This is a genomic window from Gemmiger sp. An194, assembly GCF_002160145.1.
Lineage (GTDB): Bacteria > Bacillota > Clostridia > Oscillospirales > Ruminococcaceae > Allofournierella.
The window spans coordinates 36962-59455 of record NZ_NFKA01000018.1; the positions used below are offsets into that span (position 1 = coordinate 36962).

General features: G+C 50.4%; 17 protein-coding genes. All 17 read left to right on the forward strand.

The features are described from left to right. Positions 1-16 precede the first annotated feature (16 nt). Positions 17-7312 (forward strand): hypothetical protein, encoded by a 7296-nt coding sequence (locus tag B5F28_RS11265; protein ID WP_143424733.1) that lies wholly within the window; start codon positions 17-19, stop codon positions 7310-7312. A 130-nt stretch (positions 7313-7442) separates the two neighbouring features. Next, positions 7443-8993, forward strand: a complete 1551-nt coding sequence (locus B5F28_RS11270; RefSeq protein WP_087295989.1) for a hypothetical protein — start codon at positions 7443-7445, stop codon at positions 8991-8993. A gap of 60 nt (positions 8994-9053) precedes the next feature. After that, positions 9054-9593 (forward strand): hypothetical protein, encoded by a 540-nt coding sequence (locus B5F28_RS11275; protein WP_087295990.1) that lies wholly within the window; start codon positions 9054-9056, stop codon positions 9591-9593. Between the two features lie 12 nt (positions 9594-9605). Next, positions 9606-9935, forward strand: coding sequence for a hypothetical protein (locus tag B5F28_RS11280; protein WP_087295991.1), 330 nt, complete (start codon positions 9606-9608; stop codon positions 9933-9935). 10 nt (positions 9936-9945) lie between these two features. Beyond that, entirely contained in the window at positions 9946-10632 is a 687-nt protein-coding gene (locus tag B5F28_RS11285; RefSeq protein ID WP_158097586.1) for a class B sortase, read from the forward strand. 297 nt (positions 10633-10929) lie between these two features. Next, positions 10930-11340, forward strand: a complete 411-nt coding sequence (locus tag B5F28_RS14510; protein WP_132587434.1) for a recombinase family protein — start codon at positions 10930-10932, stop codon at positions 11338-11340. Between the two features lie 238 nt (positions 11341-11578). Beyond that, entirely contained in the window at positions 11579-12040 is a 462-nt protein-coding gene (locus B5F28_RS11295) for a DUF4869 domain-containing protein (protein WP_058965499.1), read from the forward strand. Continuing rightward, a complete protein-coding gene (locus tag B5F28_RS11300) occupies positions 12037-13032 on the forward strand; it encodes a hypothetical protein (protein WP_087295994.1) in 996 nt (331 codons plus the stop codon). The genes B5F28_RS11295 and B5F28_RS11300 overlap by 4 nt, the downstream gene beginning before the upstream one ends. A 60-nt stretch (positions 13033-13092) precedes the next feature. Beyond that, on the forward strand, positions 13093-13398 hold the full coding sequence (locus B5F28_RS11305) for a MobC family plasmid mobilization relaxosome protein (protein ID WP_143424734.1): 306 nt from the start codon (positions 13093-13095) through the stop codon (positions 13396-13398). 154 nt (positions 13399-13552) lie between these two features. Next, positions 13553-13891, forward strand: a complete 339-nt coding sequence (locus B5F28_RS11310) for a hypothetical protein (RefSeq protein ID WP_058965496.1) — start codon at positions 13553-13555, stop codon at positions 13889-13891. A 530-nt stretch (positions 13892-14421) separates the two neighbouring features. After that, a complete protein-coding gene (locus tag B5F28_RS11320; RefSeq protein WP_087295996.1) occupies positions 14422-15831 on the forward strand; it encodes a relaxase/mobilization nuclease domain-containing protein in 1410 nt (469 codons plus the stop codon). Next, the gene (locus B5F28_RS11325) at positions 15806-16384 is read left to right on the forward strand and encodes a PcfB family protein (protein WP_087295997.1); all 579 of its coding nucleotides are present in this window, start codon (positions 15806-15808) and stop codon (positions 16382-16384) included. Before B5F28_RS11320 ends, B5F28_RS11325 begins: the two co-directional genes overlap by 26 nt. Positions 16385-16387: 3 nt before the next feature. Next, the gene (locus B5F28_RS11330) at positions 16388-17224 is read left to right on the forward strand and encodes a hypothetical protein (protein WP_087295998.1); all 837 of its coding nucleotides are present in this window, start codon (positions 16388-16390) and stop codon (positions 17222-17224) included. 9 nt (positions 17225-17233) lie between these two features. Next, positions 17234-19069, forward strand: coding sequence for a VirD4-like conjugal transfer protein, CD1115 family (locus B5F28_RS11335; RefSeq protein WP_087295999.1), 1836 nt, complete (start codon positions 17234-17236; stop codon positions 19067-19069). Continuing rightward, entirely contained in the window at positions 19032-19382 is a 351-nt protein-coding gene (locus tag B5F28_RS11340; protein ID WP_058965490.1) for a TrbC/VirB2 family protein, read from the forward strand. The genes B5F28_RS11335 and B5F28_RS11340 overlap by 38 nt, the downstream gene beginning before the upstream one ends. 64 nt (positions 19383-19446) lie before the next feature. Continuing rightward, positions 19447-20016, forward strand: a complete 570-nt coding sequence (locus tag B5F28_RS11345; RefSeq protein ID WP_087296000.1) for a VirB6/TrbL-like conjugal transfer protein, CD1112 family — start codon at positions 19447-19449, stop codon at positions 20014-20016. 575 nt (positions 20017-20591) lie between these two features. After that, complete coding sequence (locus B5F28_RS11350) at positions 20592-22424, forward strand: reverse transcriptase domain-containing protein (protein ID WP_087296001.1); 1833 nt, start codon at positions 20592-20594, stop codon at positions 22422-22424. The last annotated feature ends 70 nt before the right edge of the window (positions 22425-22494 follow it).

Here is a 22494-nt window from a genome sequence, read left to right on the forward strand (position 1 = left end):
CCGAATGGAGGAAACTATGCAACACAAAAGAACAATCATCCAGCGGATTGCAACGGGTGTTCTGGCTGTTGCAATGCTGCTCAGTACACTGGCCCCCACGTTTGGGCCGGTGGTCTATGCGGATGATGTAAGCAGCATTGTAACAGACGGCGGAGGCATTTCCACCGGAACCCCTGAAGCCACATCCGCGCCGGAACCTTCGGCAATCCCGGAACCGTCTGCCGCGCCGGAAGAGTCTTCTGCTCCCACGGCATCGCCGGAGACTTCGGCAGCACCGGAAGGAACTCCTGCTCCAACCGCAGCGCCAGAAGAATCCGAGAAACCGGAAGTCTCTGCCACTCCGGAGGAATCCGCAGTACCGGAAGGGTCTCCCACCCCGGAGTCTTCCGCAACCCCGGAACCTTCTTCGACTCCTACGGCAACGCCGGAAACTTCGGCAACTCCCGAACCTTCCGCTACCCCTGAGCCTACGGCAACTCCTGCACCTTTGGAACTCATTGCCCCAGAGAACGACTTGCTGGAGGCCAGCGTGGGGGACGAACTTACCCTGACAGTGGAACTGAACCGGGAGGATGTGGAAGTCGCATATCAGTGGCAGAAGATGTACACCGGCAAGCCGGAAGCGTTTGACACTGCTCTGGCCGATTACGCTGAAGACGAACCCACCTGGTACTCCTGGCCACTGGAGGACAAGAGCGAGGCGGAAGCCCTGGCTGAAAACCCGGATGCCACCTGGCAGGGCATGGAGCTGTATTTCGCCATCGTCGCTGCGCTGGACAAGATCGAGGCGGACAGCAGCAATGTGCGCATCGCCTGGAAGACCCCCAACTATGCTCTGGACGGCTTCGTAATTACTGCTGAAGCGAGAGAAGATGGAATTGTCCTGTATGCTGACAAGGACGAAGAGCGTCACATCGGCACACTCCAGGACGGCGAGTGGACATTTGGCGATGCGGTAGAGGCCTCGCAGCCGGAACCGGCCACATGGCAGGATATTGATGGAGCGACCGCCTCTACCTATAATCTGACCGTTACCGAAGAAGATTACGACACCAGCTACCGGTGCGTGGTCACGATTCTGGATGACGAATACAAGGAATTCTGCGCGAAGCTGCTGGAAGAACAGGGCATTACTCTGACCGAGGAAGAGAAAGCAGAAGAGCAGGTGCTGTATTCGACAACCATGAAGATCGCCGCACCTGCTATGGACGAGGTGGATTTTGGGATTGCACCGCTTGCGGCTAGCGCAGCGGGTAATCCGAAACTCTCCAGCGATGCTCAGTGGATTACCGGCCTGACCAATGGCTACGAATACATCACCAAGGACACCTACGACCGCGTGACCGGCTGGCTGAACGAAGGAAAGATCACTCAAAAACAAGCCAATCGCTACTGGACTTATTTAGGCCCAAATGGTTTTAGTGATAGAATTGCAGCTAATGTCTTAGACTCCAACGGGTTTCCCATTGGCGGCGAAGATAACACCCGCATTTATAGCGGCTTCGACCTGACTGACGGTGATAAGCTGGAAGTGCTGTCCGAGTGGTACGGCAAGACCGTTTATTTCCGGCCTGTGGAAAATGGCCAGAAGTGGACTTCCACCGGTACTGCCATTGACATCCCGGCCTATACCAACCTGACCATTGACGATGACGGCCATTATGTGGAATCCGCCTCCGGCACCAAGTACAAGAAAGCAATCACCATGCTGAATGCTTTCGTCCCGGACACCGGCTCCATCTATAAAGGCTACCTTGGAGCTGTTTCTTCAAACGGCTGGCTCAGTAACTCCACGGATGAAAACATCCATATCCAGATTTATACTGTCAACTGCGAAAACTTCAACCGCGATCCCGCCCGCTACCTGGTAGACGCGGAAGGCAACTATCGCATGGATAGCTTTGCCTGGGGCGTTTGCACCGACCAGGAACCGGATATTTCCGGCAAGGCTTACTGGGAGCTGAAGAACTACATCGCCCAGGGCTACGGCATGATGGTGGGCCACGATACCCTGTACGCATACGCGGGTGCCTACTACGATGCCTTCGGCACCGATCTGGATGAATCCAGCATCGACCCGAACGACACCACCACCCGGTATTACGCCCTGAACAGCTGGGTTCCCAACACCGGCCACTGGTATATGAACGAGCTGATGGGTGCCAACGGCGGCAACGTGAATTCCGGTTCTGTGCTTGCCAGCGATGCCCCCAGCCTGATTCTTTCCACCGGCGGCAGTCATGGGCAGTACGGCAAAAACATCCAGTACGGCACGGAAGAACTGCACATCCTGCAAACCGGCTGGGATGCAGCCACCGCAGCGGCCAATGTGAAGTACCGTACCCCCACCAACTTCCCCTATTCTTTTTCTGTTGGGCAAACCTTCTCCGCCGCCTGGACGCACACCAACCAGCAGGCAGCTTTCGGCACCATCTGGGTGGATTACAGTGGCACCAATAAGGGCGCTGCGGAGTATGGGTATTATGAAGACCCCTACACCTGGACAATCGGTGGTAAAACCGGCACCAACAACTTCTATTTGAGCGGCATCAGCAACTTTCTGATGAATCAGATTGGGCATCTTCCGACGAACTCTGCAACTGCGGGCGAGTCCCGACTGTTTGCGAACAGCGTTATGTATATCTCTCAGCGTAAACAGTGCGAGATATGTGCCGCCAATCAGGGTGGACAGGAGAATTCCCACTTTGTCCGGCGCATCAGCAGCGCCAACGCAGATGAAGTGCTGACCGCACTCCAGAACGGCGGCAGTTACTGGTATCCGCTGGACGGCTGCTATATGCTGGTCGAGGACATCACCCTGCCCGCCAATTGGACACCCATCAAGAACTTTACCGGCCACTGGAACGCGGATGTGTACAAGGTCGATCTGAATGGAGCTGCCAGCGTGTTTGACACCAGCGGCAGCGATTGGAACCTGGGCACCGATAAGAGCAAGGGTATTGAAACCGTCTTCGACAAAAACATGAACCGCACCACCGGCGTGGCCCGTGTGGTGGGCGACCTGAACGACCTGTTCGGCACCAGCACCTCTTACGCCGGTTATACGGTCAGGGTGCTGGGCAGTGACAACCCCAAGTACATGAAGAGCGGCGAGCAATACACCTGCTCCGTCAACTCCGATAACAAGTATGTGATTTCGAACTTGCCCTGTGTATATGACGGTACAAACGGTGTTTTAACCGCCCGCGTATACGACATAAATGGCAACGAGGTCACCAAATACGGAAAGATCGTGGTGCGGGTCAGCACCGCATACTGGGAAACCACCGAAACCATCCCGCTTAAATTGCTCGATTTCAGCGCACTTGGCCCCGGCGATCAAACGATTTGGGTGGGTCAAAGCGCCAGTTTTGTGGCCACTGTATTGACCGATCAACCGGAGTATTGCTCCGATCCAAGCAACATCCAATGGCAATACAAGACTCCGCGCGGGCAGTGGATCAATGTTGGGACTGGGCTGGAATATGAAGTGAACCACCGCGGATATGTAGATACCGGCGATGTTACCACCAGTGGTGTGCAAAGTGAGCTGATTGTAAAAAATGCGCCTTTGAGTCTGGACGGAACATTGTTCCGAATCTGCTACAAAACACCAAAAGGTGAGCGGGAAACCACCAGTGGCAAGTTGGCGGTGAAGAAACCGGAAATTAAAATCGGCATTACCGGCGACCAAACCGTCTGGGTACGCCCCAAGGCCAGCAATAATCGGGATATTACCGATGCATTGCCTGCCGATCAGTGGCCGGGCACTTACGGCATCAAGTATCCTGCAAACCTCGGCAGCCAGAACAACGGCAAAAATCAGGCAGTCTATACGAGCACTGTGGACTTTTTACCCGCTCTGGACAGCCGCAGCGTTCCCATCATTCAGTGGGTGTACCGACCGGACAATCAAACCAGCGAAGCCACTCTTGCCACAAGTCAGTGGAACGGCAGCAGTTGGCAGACAACCATCGACCAAGGCGCACTCACTGCTATTCGCAAACACGCACCAAACCTGAGCATTGATATCCGGTTGAGTAACCCAAAGGCCACCGAAAACGGGTGGCAGCAGATCACCAGCACCATGACCATCACCAACGCAAACACCAAGATGGACATTGGAAACACCCGTTACTTCTTCCGGGCCATTGCACAAAATTCGTATGGCCAAGGGGCTTCTGCCTATGAAGGAAAAGTCACCAGTGCGGATGCTGCTCTGATTGTGGATTACACCATCTCCCTTGACCCCAAAGATGGAGTCAGTACCGGAGGTCTTCCCGCGACCTGGCGTTTTCCGAATCTTGAAATTTCTGCACCAAACGGTCTGCGCACCGTAGTGCTGAGTTTCTATCAACCAGGCCATAACACCGGTAACACCATTCAGATCAGTGGTTGGCCTCATGGAATCACCGGATATTTTGTATCCAACGACTATGTGATTTTCCGCACAGGAAACGGCAACCTGTTGGGTAAGGAATACTGGGAAGATTTTCTGCGGAATTACATCAGCTTCAAAACCTACGATGGCAAAGACGCAGACCCCAAAGACATCAGCTGGTACATCAGCGAGGAAGATAACGCAGACAGTTTCAAACTTCGCCTGTATGACGGCAGTGCAAACGGTTGGACCTACAGCGGCAGCAACTGGATGCCACGCGATGAATACAACGGCACTCCCTCCACCAGTGACTGGTCTGATGGCATGAGCGGCTACAATGAAAGCAACCGCTACCCCGGCCTGAGCGGCGGCAGTACATTGACCGGCACAGTAATCAGTGGAACACAGTACCGTGGGCGTTATTATGCGGGCAGTATTTCCGGCGACTACTACCATTTCCATGGCTTCAACGCAACACTGAGCCGTGGTTTCGATGCAACCGCATACAACAAGCTCTACCTTCGTGCTGATATTCAGTCGAGCCATCCCACCGGCAGCATCAAAGGCAGCATCACTCTTGGTGGCATGGAACTTGTACCGGAAAAGAGTTCCAAAGACGGCATCAGTTATGCCGGTATCGTGGACATTGCCGCACTGACCGGCTGGCAGGAACTGCGGTTGAACACTAATTCCGTCACTGCCTATATTCTTCAAAAGAGCGACGGTGGCAGTATCAATACAGATCATATCAACCGCACAGATACCATTACACTGAACGTATATGAAGCATGGCTCACCAGCCGGGACTTCCAACGCACAAACCGCAGTGATATTCAGTACAGCGAGCTGGATATCAACAAAAATGTCACGGAAAACAAGCCGGAAATCACCGTACTACTAACTCCTGATCCCGAAAAAGTCTATGACGGAACCCCCAGCAAGGCCGTATTCACTGTGCTGGGCGGTGATCCAGCTTGGGTACGCAGCCATGCAACAATACGTTACACCAACGCCAGCGGGATCGAGTTATCGCGAGGGCCAGTAGATGTGGATTCCGGGTGCATTGATGCCTCCACTTACACAGCACGTGTAGAACTGGATGCGGCTGTGTTTGACCAGTACACTGTCCACGGGCTGAATGATGGAACCGGGGTGCGCACTATCTTCAAAATCACGCCCAGACCACTTACCGTGCATAGCCTGTATCTGGAGGATGCAACCCGTCCCCGGAACATCAAGGCATACGATGCGACCACCAATGCAACCATTGGCGACATCCTGATCGACAACATTGTAGCGGGCGATGCAGTCTGGGTGGATAAGAAGACCTATGCGGGTACTTATGGCAAAGCAGAGGCTGGTGAAACTTTGGATGGGAACGGACATACCCTGCCGAACCGTTTCCTGCGGCTCGAAGAAAACGCCATCACCCGCACCGACCCCATCAGTCTGGTAAATGATCCCAACGGTAACTACTACATTGCTCAGGAGATCTATTCCGGCGCAATTTACCGCGCATCGCTCACCGCTCAGGTAAGCAGCAGCCGCACCATGTACGGCCAGCCGGTGGATTATGGCGAAGCCGGGAAGCCCTGGCATGATACCGTACCCTACAAGGCAAATACCGCTGCCACGGAAGGCTGCTGGCTGAAACTGGACGGTCTGAAGGGCGCGGATACCCTCACCACCGACTACGGCAAGAGCAATTTCTCCATTCTCGGCGCTCCCGGTCTGATCGTTGACGAAACAACACCAGTCGGCGTGTACAAGCTGACCTACACCGGCCTGACGGAAGCCAACTACTCGGTTTTGAGCAACTACATTGTTGCGGTACTGGATGGCACCCAAGAGGTATACGCCCGTGAAATCCGCCTCACGGTGGAGGATTCTGACCGGTATGTAGAGGACGAAAGTCTCCCCGAAACCCATGTGACCTTCGATTTGCTGGAGGATGACGGAGAAACCTATGCCGCACTGGGTTCCAATGCGGATGTTCTCTACAAGGATATGCCGTTGAAGAACGGCGACACCGTACAGAGCGTGGTGCTGGTCAAGGAAAAAGGCAGCGAAAACACCATCAGCCTGGCCGATGGCACCGGCAGCACGCTGGTAGCTGAGATCGAGGAAAACGGCACAAAGAAAACACAGTACACAAATGACAGCATCCCTCTGGTAACCGATTGGTTTGCAGGCTGTCCAGCCAAATATCTTGACCTGGAGCATGACCAGAGCATCTACCCCTGCGAATGGTGTGAGCAGTATCACGGCTTCGAGCTGGGCACTGACCACTGGAAGGTAACCGGCTATGCCGCTACCGTAAACCAGGATGCCAGCCAGAACGCAACGCTGACTGTGACTACTGTAGAAAATCCTCTGGGTGAACAGGTACAGAATTACAGCCTGCGCTATGTGGCGGGCAGTATCACCGTCCACCCGGAACTGCGATTCCAATTGCGTGCCACAGTGCCGCTGTATGTCTGCATGTATGGCTACGCCGGTGACGGTGAGGTGGTGGAGCCGACCAATTACGGCATCACCAACTACTCCAACGGCAAAATCCAGATCACCGATATTGATGTTTCCAACAACGGCTGGAGCATCGTAGACAAACTGCAATCCGAGCTGAAGCGCGGTGAACTATCCATAAAGTTGGATGACACCCAGCTGGTTATGGGGCACAATACACCCCGCACTCCCTGGATCATTGATCCGGGCCGGGATGCCGACGGCAACGAAGTCGGCACGGTACTGCCGCTTCCCCTGCTCTGTAACATGGCAGGTGGTAACGTCAATGACCGGCAGGAAGCGTTCCTTACCCGCGTGACCTACACCATTGCAGAATATGGCGTGACCATTCCCGGTGAAACCGATGTGGAGATTGGGGATGTGATCGACGGTCAGCCCACCACTCCAGTGATCGGGCAGAAGTAATTCCAGCTATACTTTCATCGCTCCCCCTGATTTTCAGGGGGATTTTTTATTGTTCAGCCTTTTTCGGCTGTAACCCTGATGTAACGCAATTGGCGTTATTAAAATAAAAATATTTAAGGAGCGAATCACAATGAACAAGAACACCAACACCTGGAAAAAAGCCCTGAGCGGTATCTGTGCCCTGACTATGGTCTTCGGTATCGCCGCCTCCCCGGCCTATGCCATGGAGGACATGACAGAGCCGAACATGAGCATCACCAATCATCCCAACAGCATGATCCCCACCAAACTGGTCACGCCGGTGGGCAATAAAGCGTTCTACAAAGTGCAGGACGGCAAGGTGATCTACGCTGACCGAGATGACGGCACCGGCTGGCAGGCCGTTCCGAGCGCCTACATCAAAGGCAGCGAGTACAATGTGGGCAACGTGGACTACGGCGCTTACTTTGTAGGTGCGGATGAAGTGGTGTTCGTTCCCCTGAGCGATTGCCGCGCTGAGGATGACGGAACCTACACCTATCACCACGGCACCAAGGATGGCGCTACCGTATCGGAAGATGTGGACACCGCCACCAATGCTGATCCCAGCATGGGCACCAATTTCTATGTGAACATCGAGAACGGTCTCGACCCCGACGGCAGCACCAGCGAGGAAGTAGTTTCCGGCAAAACCGACGATGGCCGTGTGGAATACGAAGTGACCATCGCCACCAAGGCAACCTATCAGCTGAAAGCAACTGTCCCCATGTATGTCTGCATGTACGGCTACCGGGGCACCGGTAACATCATTGCTCCCGACTCTGATGCCTATCAGTTGAAAAATTACTCCACCAGCAATTCCGGTGCTAGCGCCACCATCGTGGACATCACCAAAGTAACCCATTACGCGAAAATTTACGACGAGAACCACAGCGATGATACCCTGTTCTCCATCAGCTACGACAGCCGGGAAAAGAAGTACACCTACTGGTACTCCAACCCCGCTTTCATGTCGGACGGCAAAACCCCCAATCCCGACTGGCAGGAGCCGGAAAACTATCTGGTGCTGACCGACAAAAACATCAACGCCAGCGGTCAGTGCTATGTGATCTTCATTGATGGCAAGTGGGACTTCAAGGTTGCCGGTGTTCTGGAGGGTGATGCGCTGAAGGAAACCGTAACCGCGATTGATCCCAACCATCCCCTGAGCAGTGATCTGGTGTATGGCGAATGGAACTTCGGTACTGATTTTGTTGTGGGTGCTTCTCAGGAAGGCGGCAAGGACACCGGTCTGGCCCTGAAGGTCAGCGAACTTCAGGCTGAGCCTGCAACCTGGCGTTTGGTTGATACCAGCACCAAAGCTGCCGACATGAAGCGTGGCGAACTGGCCATGAGCCTGGCTCCCGAAACCGCTATCTCCAACGCATCTGCCATTGATCTGTCCACCGCCAGTGCCCCCATCGACATCACTGAGCGCGGTTGGTTTCTGGCTGCTCCCCAGCTGGGCGAGGATGGCACTGTAAGTGATGAGGAAGCAACCACTCTGGGCGTTACCGCGAAAGCCCAGATGGCCGGCGGCAATGTCAACGATTCCGGCTGCACCAGCGTGGTCAAAGTGACCTACACCATGACCCCCGCTTTTGGTATTGCGGACGGCGAAACCAATACGGTCACGGGCGATGGCGTAACCAGCAACCGATAAGATCTGATGACTCTTCCGGCAGAAATCTGCCGGAAGAGTTCTTTTTTGTGTGAGGTATGTATGAAAAACACTGAAACGCGCGCCAAAGCATCCAACAAACGCATTCTGGTGCTTCTGCCCCTGATCATTGTGCTGCTGCTTGGCTGTATTGTCTGGATCAAAATGAATCCTCAGATTTTTCATTCTGATGTGCGGCAGCTGGAAAATCAGATTAAAGCAGAATTGGGGCAGTTGGAGGACAAAAGCAATGATGAGATCCAAGCTGCACTCAACGAGGTCGTCACAGAAGGCAGTCTGAGCATTTCGATTAACGCAAATCCAGTATTCCCCACTGGCGATTCGAACGGCAGTCTTAAGATCGAGAACGGGCCGCAGAACTTATACGCACAGCAGGTTATCATCACGCTGGATGACACCGGCGAGGAAATTTACGATTCCGGCTATATGCCAGTGAACAGCCACATTCAGCAAGACAAACTGGAGATTGATCTTGCTCCGGGCGATTATGCAGCCACCGCTGTTTTTACCGCTTTTGATGTAGACTCTAACATCACGGTTGGACAGGCCGTAGCACAACTGAAAATTACTGTTTTAAATTAAGGAGGGATTTCGTTGAAGCTCAAAACTTATCTTGCCGGTCTGCTTGCAACGCTTGCAGCCTGCACTTTATTCACGTTTCCGGTCTGGGCTGCGGAAGATCTCCCGGTGGAACAAGCCAGTGAAAGGGGCGCAACAATTTCCAGTGAAGTCGATATCGCTTCCAATCATTCTCCCAAAATGGGCACCCAATATTTCATGTACATTCCTCCTGATCCGGTATATGAAATGCCGAAGATGGGCGATGAGAGTATTGGACAGCGGCAGTTGATTTTCATTGCATTGGGTACCGGATTCGGTTATCTGGGCGTTCACTTTTACGCTCAAAAGCGACACCATGAATAGAGCATTATTTTTGATTCGAATCATCCTGATGTGCTGCTGCCTTTGTGCCAGTATCCTGATTTGTTCAAACTCCTATCGCACTTGGAAAACAGTAAATACCGCCAATACTTTGGTTTCCATTTATGAGAGTAACGCCGATTCTGAATTCTGGGACTGGTCCCATGGTCTGCTCGACATAAACCCGGACTATGTCGGCTGGCTTACAATTCCGGGCACAACGGTGGACGGGCCAGTAGTTCAGGGAAACGATAATACAGAATATCTTCGCACGGATTTCTTTGGCGAACCGGCCAGTTCCGGAACGCTCTTTATCGACGAAAATGCGGATATGAACACAAGTGGAAACTTTATTGTTTACGGTCACCTGATGCGTGACGGTACAATGTTCGCCGATCTGGCCCAGTACAAAAGCAAGGAGCTTTTTGAAACAAATTCTTTGGTGCGCTGGGAAACACGCACAGGCATTCGCTATTACAAATTGTTTGCAGGTCTGATTGTTTCCGGAAGCGACTCTCCAATTCGTGCGTGGCTCAATAAGCAGACACCCGAACAGGAAAAGGAGATGCTGAACACAATTGCTCATTCTGCATATTTTTATCAGGAAGATCTGCTGCGCAGTGGTCCTTATCTATTTCTCATTACCTGTGATTATCAAAAAGAAAACGGGCGTCTGGTTCTTGTGGCCAGCGCTCTGTAAAGGAGTGTTTTCTATTGGATTGTTAGACTTGCTGGCTTCTCTTCAGGGAGTCTTTATTTCCGATCTCTCACTTCGTTCAGAATGCCGCTGGCAGGCATTATGTGATCTTGCACAACTGCTAAAGCAACCGGAGCATTCATTGTATTCCCTGGAGGAATGGAGCGAAAGCATTTCCTACCTGATACACAAAAATATCCAGTTCCCCAGCTATGCGGACCTGGAGAAAACTTTACAACTTTTTCTATAACAATAAACTTGGGGGTTCGTAATGGAACCCCCATTTTTTTGAGGTAAACCATGCAACAAAACACGAAATCTTCCCCTCGCGTCTGGCTTTATGCGCGGCTTCCCGGTGATGAACTCGGCACACTGAATCAGCTGAATTTTCTGCGCCTGCGCGCTAATCTTCAAAACTGCACTATCGTCGGTACGAGCATTGATACCCGTCGAGGCTGGCTGCATCGTTCCGGTTACCGTGAAATGATGCGCCATGTAAAAAGCGGAGATGTGGATCAGGTTCACATTTGCCGGTTGGGCACGATCAGTCACTCCTCTTCTTTCCTGTACCGTTTTTTCAGATTGCTCTCTCTGCATCATGTAATCGCCTGTGCTGCTGAAGTCAGTTTGGCTTCCTGTGTCGGGTACTACCGGTTCGCACACAAGGCAGAGCAATACGCTCTCCGAAACGGGCTTTCCCTTCCCTGGTAGCATTCTCTTCTCACGGCCAGCCCCTTCAATTCAGCTGCCTTTTCCCGCCCGGCCGCGTACCGCGCTGGGCGGGACGCATTGTGCTGCGCACAATGCGAGCAAGCACGACAATATGCCGTCATTGGGCATATTATCACTTGTTAGGGTGTTCCCTAAAACCCCGTCCCCTTCGTCAGTTCACATGGCCGCCTTTTTGTGGTAATATAATGAAAAATATTCGAACGGGAGTTGATGATCCTTGCTGAAAATTTTCTTTGGAACTATGCCGGAGGCAATTTACAATACATCAATGTACTTTGACAATGTATATCTGGACAAGTGGATTACTGATCCGTTCGCCCAAAAAATCATCAAAGCCATTGACAAAGGTGAAGTTCTTAGTGCCAGTGCAATTAAAAGTAAAGCCTTAGGTGTAATCCCGGTGACAGGCTTATCTGGCGGCGTGAAGACCCTTCTATTGATTCGCAATGAACCTCAAAAAATATTCAACGCATCAACCTGCGGAGATAACTGTGCCCGCTGGATTTTGGAAATAGCAAAGGAATGCAAACAGGATGTGGTGATTAATCTTTACCACATCATGGATTTCGGTTCTAAACCTTTCGAATTGGAAATTTTGAACAATCATAAAATTATCCATAGCATGGAAGAGCTTGTCGAACCCGCAGGATTTTTTATTAAGGAGGGCATGATCACTTGAAAGGCTCTTATGATGTAAAAGTTTGGAATCGTCGAGTGCAGTACAAATTCACCATTCGCCGAAACCTCACTATTTTGCGCGGAGACAGCGCAACCGGAAAAACCACTCTAATTGATCTAATCGCTTCCTACCAAGCCAATGGTGCCCATAGTGGTGTATCCGTGCAATGCGATAAACCTTGTGTTGTTCTTTCTGCATTAAATTGGGAGCAAAACCTCTCTCTCATCCAAAACAGCATTGTTTTCATCGACGAAGGCGATCCTTTTGTTGCCACAAAAGAATTTGCTCGAGCGGCCCAAAAGAGCAACAACTATTATGTAATCGCTACTCGCGCAAGTCTTTTCAATCTTCCATACAGTGTAACCGAAATATATGGAATTCGTAATATATCCGGTAACCTTTATGAAGGGACAAAACGCCTTTATAGTCAGTTTTATCCTTTATATACAATACCTTCAAAGAACGAAAAGCCTGATCTTGTAATTGTCGAAGACGCTCACTCTGGCTTTGAATTTTTTTCCAAGATATGTAGCGACCATGGTATTCAATGCATCAGTGCAAAAGGGAAGTCTAACCTTTACCCAGAAATTGTAAAACGCAGCCATAACGAAAAAATCCTAGTTATTGCTGATGGTGCAGCTTTTGGCCCTGAGATTGAACGTGTAGTAGCTTTACGAAACGTACGCTCCCTTAGCATTTATCTTCCCGAATCTTTTGAATGGATTATCCTGAAGTCCGGCGTGATTCCACAGAGAATTTCCATAAAGAACATTCTAGAATCACCTTCCGCTCACATCGAGAGCAGTGAATATTTCAGTTGGGAACAATTCTTTTCGGCCATTCTCATTCAAATCACCAATGACACCTATTTAAAATATCAAAAGTCGACACTGAATCCAGTCTATCTTCAAAAGAAGGAATCAGAGAAAATTCTTGACGTGATTGCTGAAACTACTTCCGCTTTTCTTTCTCCTATTGAACCCAAACAATAAACATTTTTGCCGACTGCTTTTGCGAGCAGTCGGCTTTTTATTACCTCGGAGGATATTCGCTTGAAACGTTTAAAAAAAGTAACCGTTCGCTTGTCTGAATCCGAATATATTCATTTGAAGGAGCAATCCTTTATAACTGGATTCAAGATGGAGCCTTTTATCAGAAGCCTTATTGCGGGGTGCAATCTTAAACCCAGTCCTCCCGACAGCTACAAGGATCTTGTGCGGGAACTATCCGCTATCGGAAATAACATCAATCAAATCACTCGTCTGGCCAACAGCGCAGGAAGCGTCTCTACCGCTCAAGCAGAACAACTTTCCCGTTTAATGCGTGAAGTTTGGACCAAAATACAAGAGTATGCTTGAGCTACTTTCGCATTGAATAAAGGACTTGTGTGTGATTAAAAAAGCATTTGTTTGATTATTTATTATATTTACAACAAAGAAATATTTTATTGTTGTTCTTTTTATAAAACTGTGATATTCTTTTGGTAATTATAAAGAAAGCTGGTGATTATATATGTTGACCTCTGAAACTGAAAAGAAGCGGACTCGCCGTTCACCTGAAGAACGTGCTGCGGATTTCGACGCTAAAATCGAAGCCGTAAATCACACAATTGCTGATCTCGAAGCGAAAAAGCAAGCTGCCGTATCCAGCTACGATGAAAAAATTGCTGCCGCGCGAAAACGCGTGAAAGTGTTGGAAGAAAAAAAGGCAGCGATCTTTGCCCCCAAGTCCAAGCGGAAAGTCCGGAAAACCAAAAAGCAGAAAATTCAGGATATTCTGAAACAGGCACAAAAAGCAGGTATGAATCCACAGGAAATCGCCGAGTGTCTAGGCATTGATTTTGAAGGATAATAAAACAATGGAAAAGCCTGCACCTTCATGCATTCATGCAGTCAGGAGCAGGCTTTTCTATGTTATATAGACAGCTTACCAATTTTATATATTGCTTTTCTTTTTTCCCAAATGCCGACAAATCTGATTGTACACCTGTTCGGTTGTGTAGGTTCTTTTCCCCTGTAAGCGTCCTAACTCGGCTTTCAGCACCATCGCCCGGTGCTCTAACACTGCATCACGTCGATTTTGCTCTTGCTCATAAGAAATGTGTGTGTTCACACCCATACTCAACTCTCCATTTTACACAATGCCGTTTTTCTGATAAGAGATTATCGAAGAGAATACATCTTTTGTCTATCCTTATCCAGAGCGGCAACCTTCAGCTCTTATCTGCATAACCTCTTGTTTCAAGAAAAGTATACGCTACTTCTGTGCAAATAACAATATTTTCACTTCCAGGAACATATACATCTCCCACCTTCAATTATGTAGTATTAATCTCGAATTCTTGCCGCTGTGCCCTTGGTACGGCGGCTTTTATTTTAAAAATGGCTTATACAAAAATCATACCAGTGCGCAGTGATCTGAACCGCTGCCTATCCTATACCTCCAATCCAGAGAAAACCGAAGTCATCCAAACCAAAGACCTTGAACGCCTTTTGAGCTACACCCGCAACAATGAAAAAACCGAATATCAATTGTATGTGGCCGGATTCAACTGTGATCCGGCCACTGCTTTTTCTTCCATGCAAGCCACCAAGCGCCGATGGAACAAACCAGAAAACGGTGGTGTGCTCGGCTATCACATTATCCAGAGTTTCACCCCAAAAGAGGTGACGCCAGAACAATGCTTTGAGATCGGCTGTGAATTTGCCCGCCGTTTTCTTGCAGAGCGATTCGAATGCACCGTCAGCACTCATCTGGATCAGAAGCATCTTCATTGCCATATTGTATTCAATTCCGTCAGCTTTGCGGATGGCCGTATGTTCCGAAATGATTTCAAAAGTTACTATCAGGGAATCCGAAAGATTTCCGATGAACTGTGCCGTGAATACAAACTCTCTGTCATTGAAACCGATGGGCATGGGCTTTCTTATGGGGATTGGAAACGGACAAAGCAGGGGCAGCCCACCGTCCGGTCTCTGGTAAAGGCAGATGCTGACCGGGCACTCCTTATTGCAACGAGTTACGAAGGATTTCTTCGTGAACTGGAGAATATGGGCTATCAGGTCAATGCTTCTCCAAATCACAAATACACTTCCGTTATTCCACCGGGCCGCACCAAAAGCATCCGCCTGGAAAAGCTGAGTCCTCAATATGAAGAAACTACTGTCCGCGAGTATTATCGGCAGCTTCAGCAGATGCCCCGTCAGGAGCGGCAGCAGTATCAGGAACAGCTTGACCAGCAGACCCAGCGATGGATGCCCCCGGAGCTTCTGGTCCGCCGCCGCTACCGGTCTTTCCGCGCGCCATTTCACCCACTTCACCACAAGCGTGTGCGCGGCTTTATGGCCCTTTATTACCATTACTGTGCCCTGCTGCGAAAAACCTATCGGAGAAAAAACTCTCGCCGCTGCTACTACTTGCTTCGACAGGAGTTTCTCAAATTTGACCGCTATTTGCAGCAGTGTGATTTTTTGTGGCAGAACCACATTGAAACCAGCGAGGATCTGGCTTCGTTCAAAGCCCGCACCGCATCCGAAATGGACCAGCTTATCCTCGTGCGCAGCAAACTTTACCGACAGAAAGGGGGTGTTGACAATGTAGAACGCACTACCAACATCAGGAGCCTGACAGCTCAGATTCGACAGATGCGCCGAGATCTTTCCCTGTGTTCTCAGATTGAATCGGATGCAGACAAGCTGCGCCAACAGCTCGTACAGGCTCGCACACCGGAACAAGAAAACCAACGGAATAGCGAGGTGATTTACCATGAACAACGGCGGAGAGGCTGCTGACCAGATGGTTCGCCAGTCCCTGCAATTTGCTGAGGTTGCCATCAAACTAACCGCCCTCGGCTTCAAAAATGCTCTCTCCATGGCACTTGCTTACGCCAAAGAGCGTCCCAAGGTTCGGGGCCGAACCCGACTTGATCGTCTTCTTCGGGAAGGGAGAGAACTCCGGATCATCCCCATACAGACAAAAGATCTGAAGGAATTTACCCAGCAGGCTAAACACTATGGGGTGTTGTTTGCTCCCATCCGGGACAAACAGGGTCAGGGTGAAAAGCTGGACATCATGTTTAGAGCGGAAGATGTATCCAAACTGAACCGCATCTATGAACGGATGGGCTATGCCATTCCCCAGCAGACGAGGCAAGGACGAAAAAAAGCATTAACCCGCCATCCGCAAGACAGCAACTTGCGAATGCGCGGGGATCTTGAAGCGAAAGCGGACTCCCGGCCTTCGGTGCGCACAGCAATCATCGAACTGAAAAAAGCTGCGCTTGCAGCTCAAAAAGCACGAGAACAAGCCCGGGATGCCATTACACCAGATAGAGGGGAGAGATAGCCTATGAATGGCGTACACCTTGACATTGCAGAATGGAAGCAGAAAAAAGAGCTGGAGCGTGGAGCCATTGCAGCCGCGCAGCAGATGGCCCTGCGTCAGGTAATTCAAAACGGAGAAACTCTTGGGCGTTATCTGTTGGGGCGTGGCCGACTTGCTTCCAAATTAACTTCCGGCAACACCGCTCTTGTGCTGCAGGAATTTCCGGACTCTCAAGCTGCACTTACCTTTCAGGAATGGCAGACGTTTGGCCGCAACATCAGCAAAAGCGCCAAAGGTGTCTCTATTCTCACCCAGCAAGACGGTTACTTGACTGTGGAAAAAGTATTCGATCTTTCTCAGACCTACGGAAACAAACCCTATCCACTTGTGCTTCTGACTGCCGGTGAGGATTACATGAAAAAAGCCCTAGAAGCCTTAGCTCCTTTTTGCCCGGTCCCCATTCGCAAATCCAAGGAAATAACAGACTCCGTCCTTTTTGCCTCGGAACGTCAGGCGATCCTCTACCGTCCCGACGCGACGGAACAACAGCGATTTCGCTATCTACCCGGTGCAATTCTTCAAGCTTATGCCGAGTACTACGAACCCGGTGTCTCTCAGGCCGACCAGGTACAGTTTTACTCCCTTGCCATCTGCATTGAACTTTGCGGCCGATTCGGCATCGCACCTCCGGAACGATATATCGTCAAGTTGGAGAAGTATATTCCTTTGTTCAGGAGTGAGGATGTCCGCAAGGTTCTGGAAGACATCCGGGAACTCTCCCGTACCATGGGGGACTGTGTGCAGAAAGCCTTACCGGAAAAGGAGTCCTCACAATTTCCTATGCCGGAAACTATCCAATGAGGTTCTCCCATGCGGTCAAAACGTAACGATGAATGGATTTTCTGGGGAATTCTTCTGATTCCTTTGCTCTGGGCTGCCGCCGCATTGGCGCAGGCCATTGAACAGGGCGACGGTCTTAGCGGTATTGTTTCTGTCTTCTCCACCCTGCTGAACGACCCTTTTTCTGTTCGTTGGTGTTCCCACACTGCCGGGTGTCTTCTGGCAGTTGTGGTGCTTTATCCCATGGCAGTATACTGCCATATGCTGGACATGGCTGACCAGCACCCCGGCGCAGAACATGGCACAGCCAAATGGGGCAGCGCAGCTCATCTGAACCGGAAATACCGTAATCGAAAAAAGCCGGACCAAAACTATTTGCTGTCTGCTCATGTGCAGTTCAGTATGAACAGCCATGCGCACCGGCACAATCTGAACGTGGTTGTGATCGGCGGCTCCGGCGCTGGTAAAACACGCTTTTATGTGAAGCCGAACGCCATGCAATGTGCCTGCTCGTATCTGTTTTTGGACCCCAAAGGCGAACTGCTTCGTTCTCTGGGTGGGCTATATGAGGAAATGGGTATCCCTGTCACCGTCATTGATCTGGTGCATTTTCAGGGGCACTACAACCCCATGGCCTATTTGGAAACCGACGAGGATGCCATCAAGCTGGCTTTTGCCATCGTCAACAACACAAAGCCCAAGGATGCGCCTGCAAGCGGCGACAAGTTTTGGGATGATTCCAGTGTGATGCTCATTTCCGCCATTATCCTGTACCTGCTGTATGAAGCGCCGGTCTATGAACAAAACTTCAGCACCCTGATGTTCATGATCGCCAACTGCCAGCTCAGCGAAAATGACATGGAAGAAAACCCACTGGAAACACTGTTTTCCCGGTTGGAAGAGCGTGATTCAGACCATCCGGCAGTTCTGCAATTCAAGTCCTTCAAACTGGGTTCCACCAAGACGTTGCAATCTGTCCTGATTTCCGCAGCCGCGAACCTGTATATGTTCAACAGCCGTCAGTTTGCGGAAATGACCAGCCGGGACGAATCTTTTCTACCCCAGCTTGGTCTGGAAAAACGTGCGATTTTCTGTGTTATCCCGGACAATGACACCACCTTCAATTTTCTGGTCACCATTCTTTATACTCAGCTGTTTGACCAGCTGTTCCGTCTGGCTGACTCGAACCCCAAATATAACGGTGCGCTGCCCGTGCATGTCCGGCTCATGATGGATGAATTTGCAAATGTTGCTTTGCCGAAAAACTTCAAAAACATTCTTGCCGTGTGCCGCAGCCGAAACATCAGCTGCGACATTATCCTGCAAAACATTGCCCAGCTGAAGAGCCTGTTCAAAGATGACTGGGAAGGAATCATCGGCAACTGCGATTCGATGGTCTATCTGGGTGGCAATGAATATGGTACCTTTGAGTATCTCTCCAAAATCCTGGGCAAACAGACGGAACGCACCAAAAGCCAAAGCATCAGCCGCGGCTCTCACGGTTCTTCCAGCGAAAGCGTCCAAACTGCCGGGCGGGAACTCTCCATGCCGGATGAGATCCGCCGCTTGAATGACAATGATTGCCTGCTTTTGCTGCGCAGCGAAGACCCGGTCATCGACCAGAAATATGATATTCTGAAGCATCCTAATGTAAGGTTCACACCCGATGGCGGGGGTGAGCCTTTTGTTATGCCTGGCGACCATATGGCGCAGGCCACCACCATCACCATGGATATGGTAGATCAACTGACACAGCGGGAAATCAGTCCCGAAATGTATCAGGAACTTCATCAATTACAAAAAACCTATTATCGAAAGGAATCCGGACATGAACATCATCAAAAACCATACCGAAAAAAGCTCTGATCTGAAGCTGAATCAGCAGGAGCGCACCATCAAACGCCTGTATCAGATTTGCGCTCTGACCCTGGCAACCGGCTGCCTGATGGCATTCCCTGTTTTTGCTGCCGGTGATCCCTTGACCAGCATCAACAATCTTTCTGACTTTGTTTTCAGTGCCATCAAGGCCATCGGCGCGATTCTGCTGGGCTTCGGCATCGTCCAGATTGGCCTTGCTCTGAAAAGTCATGATGCAGGCCAGCGAGCACAGGGGTTCATGACCTTTTTCGGTGGTGTTGTCATCTATTTCGCCAAAGACATCCTCGACATGATCCTGTGATTGATCGTCGGGCCGACCGCTTTTCCTCCGGTCGGCCCGGTATTTTTCTGGAGGTGGTCTTACTTTGAATCAAAACTGGATCGTGGAAAATCTGAACAGTGCCTTTTCCACCTGGAACAACCGACTGACGGAACTCTGGTCACTGGCTACCACCAGCCCGGAAACCTTCAAGGGTGGTGCTGTATGGTCTGTCATGCAGGGCATCCACAGCACACTTCTCGGCGTGGGCTACGGCCTGCTGATCTTGTTCTTTGCCATCGCACTGTTCAAAAATACTGCAAATTTCCATGAGCTGAAGCGACCTGAAGCAGCCATTCATTATCTGATCCGCTTTGTCGCCGCAAAAGCTCTGGTGGGCTATGGCATGGAAATCATGCTGAAAATCTTCTCTATCTGCAATGGCGTTGTCCTTCAGATTGCAGGCAGAATGAGCGGTATCTCTCAGGCCATGGTTCATCTTCCCGGAGAAATCCAGACTGCCATCGAAGAGGTCGGTTTTCTCGCCAGCATCCCGTTATGGCTGGTCACCATCCTGGGCAGTCTGTTTATTCTGGTGCTTTCCTTTATTATGATTCTGACGGTGTACGGACGCTTTTTCAGGCTGTATAGTGCGCCCGGAAGGGCTGCGGCGTAAGCCAAAGCAGCCCGCGGGCAATTTGGGATTCTGCCAGTGGCGCGGCAGTAGGAAAAGGTATTGCGAAAGGAGGTGGAAATCACCCTATCACCAGCCGATTTATCCGGAGGGGAAACCCAATGGGGAGTGTAGCATATCGGCAACGCCGTAAGTTGGGAAACTATCGAACCACTACTGAACGGCAAGGTGAAACGTTGTGAACGAGGAATAAAGCTGGATTGCTTGAAGGGCAGTCCAAGGCGGCATACTGGAGCCGGCGGCGCAGGATAGTTGTATTCGCCGCATACCGTGGCAATCGGTGACATGTATACACCGATTGCGGAATACCCACGGTAGCCAACCGCAATAAGCGGATAACGGACGAAAACCCATTCCGACATCACAACTCGCTATCCCAAACTGCTTAACCGGGGATTGCCTAACCCGGAGTGCCAAAAAGGCTATGGCTTTCAGAGCCTGAAAATCCGGTATGGCAACGGAGCCGCCGTAGTAGTCCGAGCAAGGGAAAGCCTTGCACATGGCGAAGGGCGGCAGGATATCAACCAAACTATCAATGGAAGGGTGCGTGAGGCACTATGAGAAATCCAAAGAATGTTTTGGAAAGTTTAACTTCAAAAGCAGCAAATGAAGATTACCACTACAAACGGCTTTATCGGAATTTGTACAACCCGGAATTTTTCCTGTTGGCATACGAGCGCACTCAAGCAAAGCCTGGCAATATGACAGCCGGAAACGATGGGAATACAATCGATGGCATGAGTATGAAGCGGATTGACAGTCTTATACAGAAATTAAAAGACTTCAGCTATCAGCCGAAACCAGCCAGAAGAACTTATATTCCCAAAGCAAACGGCAAAATGCGCCCATTGGGTATTCCGGCCTTTGACGACAAACTGGTACAGGAAGTGGTACGCATGATACTGGAAAGTATCTATGAACCCACATTTCAAAATTCATCCCATGGATTCCGTCCGAAGCGGAGCTGTCACACAGCTCTGCAATATATCAAGCGGAATTATACGGGTGTCAAATGGTTTGTCGAGGGCGACATCAAAGGGTGCTTTGACAACGTCGACCACCATGTGCTGGTGCGGATACTGCGCAGACGTATCAAAGATGAATATTTCATCAGCCTGATTTGGAAATTTTTGAAGGCAGGCTACATGGAGGACTGGGTGTACCACAACACCTACTCCGGCACCCCGCAGGGGTCGCTGATTAGCCCGATTCTGGCGAATATATACCTCAATGAGCTTGATGTGTTTATGGCAAAATACGCAGAGTCCTTTAACTGCGGAAAAGGCCGGAAAATCAATCCAGCTTACAAAATGCCGCTGGATGTTCGGCGCGGAAAGCAGGAATGGCTGAAACGCAATAGTGCGAAAATCAGTGAGGAAAAGCGCCAGAAAGTTATGGCAGAGATTCGGGAACTGAACAATTATCTGTCCACAGTCCCGTATAGCGACCCTATGGATACAGGGTACAAGCGGGTCGTATATGTGCGCTACGCCGATGATTTCCTGATTGGTGTGATCGGAAGCAAAGAGGATGCAAAACAAGTTAAGACCGATGTGGGGGAGTTTATCAAGGAGCAACTCCATTTAGAAATGTCTCCGGAAAAGACGCTCATCACCCATGGAAATGACTTTGCACGCTTCCTCGGCTACCTGGTCACAGTCAGCCGCGAGCAAAACCGCACTCGGACAAAAAACGGGTTCACACGCCGAACCTACGTGGGAAAAGTCAAGCTGTATGTGCCAAAGGAAAAATGGCTGAATCGCCTGCTCTCCTATGGTGCGCTGAAAATCAGCTATGACAAGGCCCATGGAAACAAAGAGGTGTGGGAGCCAGTAAGACGCCCGGGATTGATACGTCTGGATGATATTGAAATCTTGAATCAATATAACGCGGAAGTGCGCGGGATGTACAACTACTATCGGCTGGCAAACAACGCCACTGTGCTGAACGCTTTTGTCTATGTGATGAAGTACAGCATGTATAAGACCTTTGCTGGGAAATATCGGACGAGTATGCGAAAAATTATCCGCAAATACTGCCGCAACAAAGACTTTACCGTATCCTATCAAACCAAGAGCGGAACAAAGTCTGTTGTGTTTTACAATCAGGGCATGCGTCATAACGACAAAGTCGTTGTAACGGAAAATCCGGACATCATTGGCAGGGCTAACGAGAATCGCCGCTATACCCGGCTGACAGACCGGTTGCAAGGCCATATCTGCGAGTTCTGCGGAGCCGAAACAGAGGATATTGAAATCCATCATATCCGAAAACTGAAAGATTTAAGTGGTAAGGCAGAATGGGAACGTCAAATGATTGCGCGTAAACGCAAGACAATGGCGCTGTGCCACTCCTGCCATGTAAAGCTGCACAATGGAAAGTTAGACTGATATCTGGAAAGCCGGATACATCGAGAGGTGTACGTCCGGTTTGGAGGGGAGCGTTTGGAAACCTACCGCA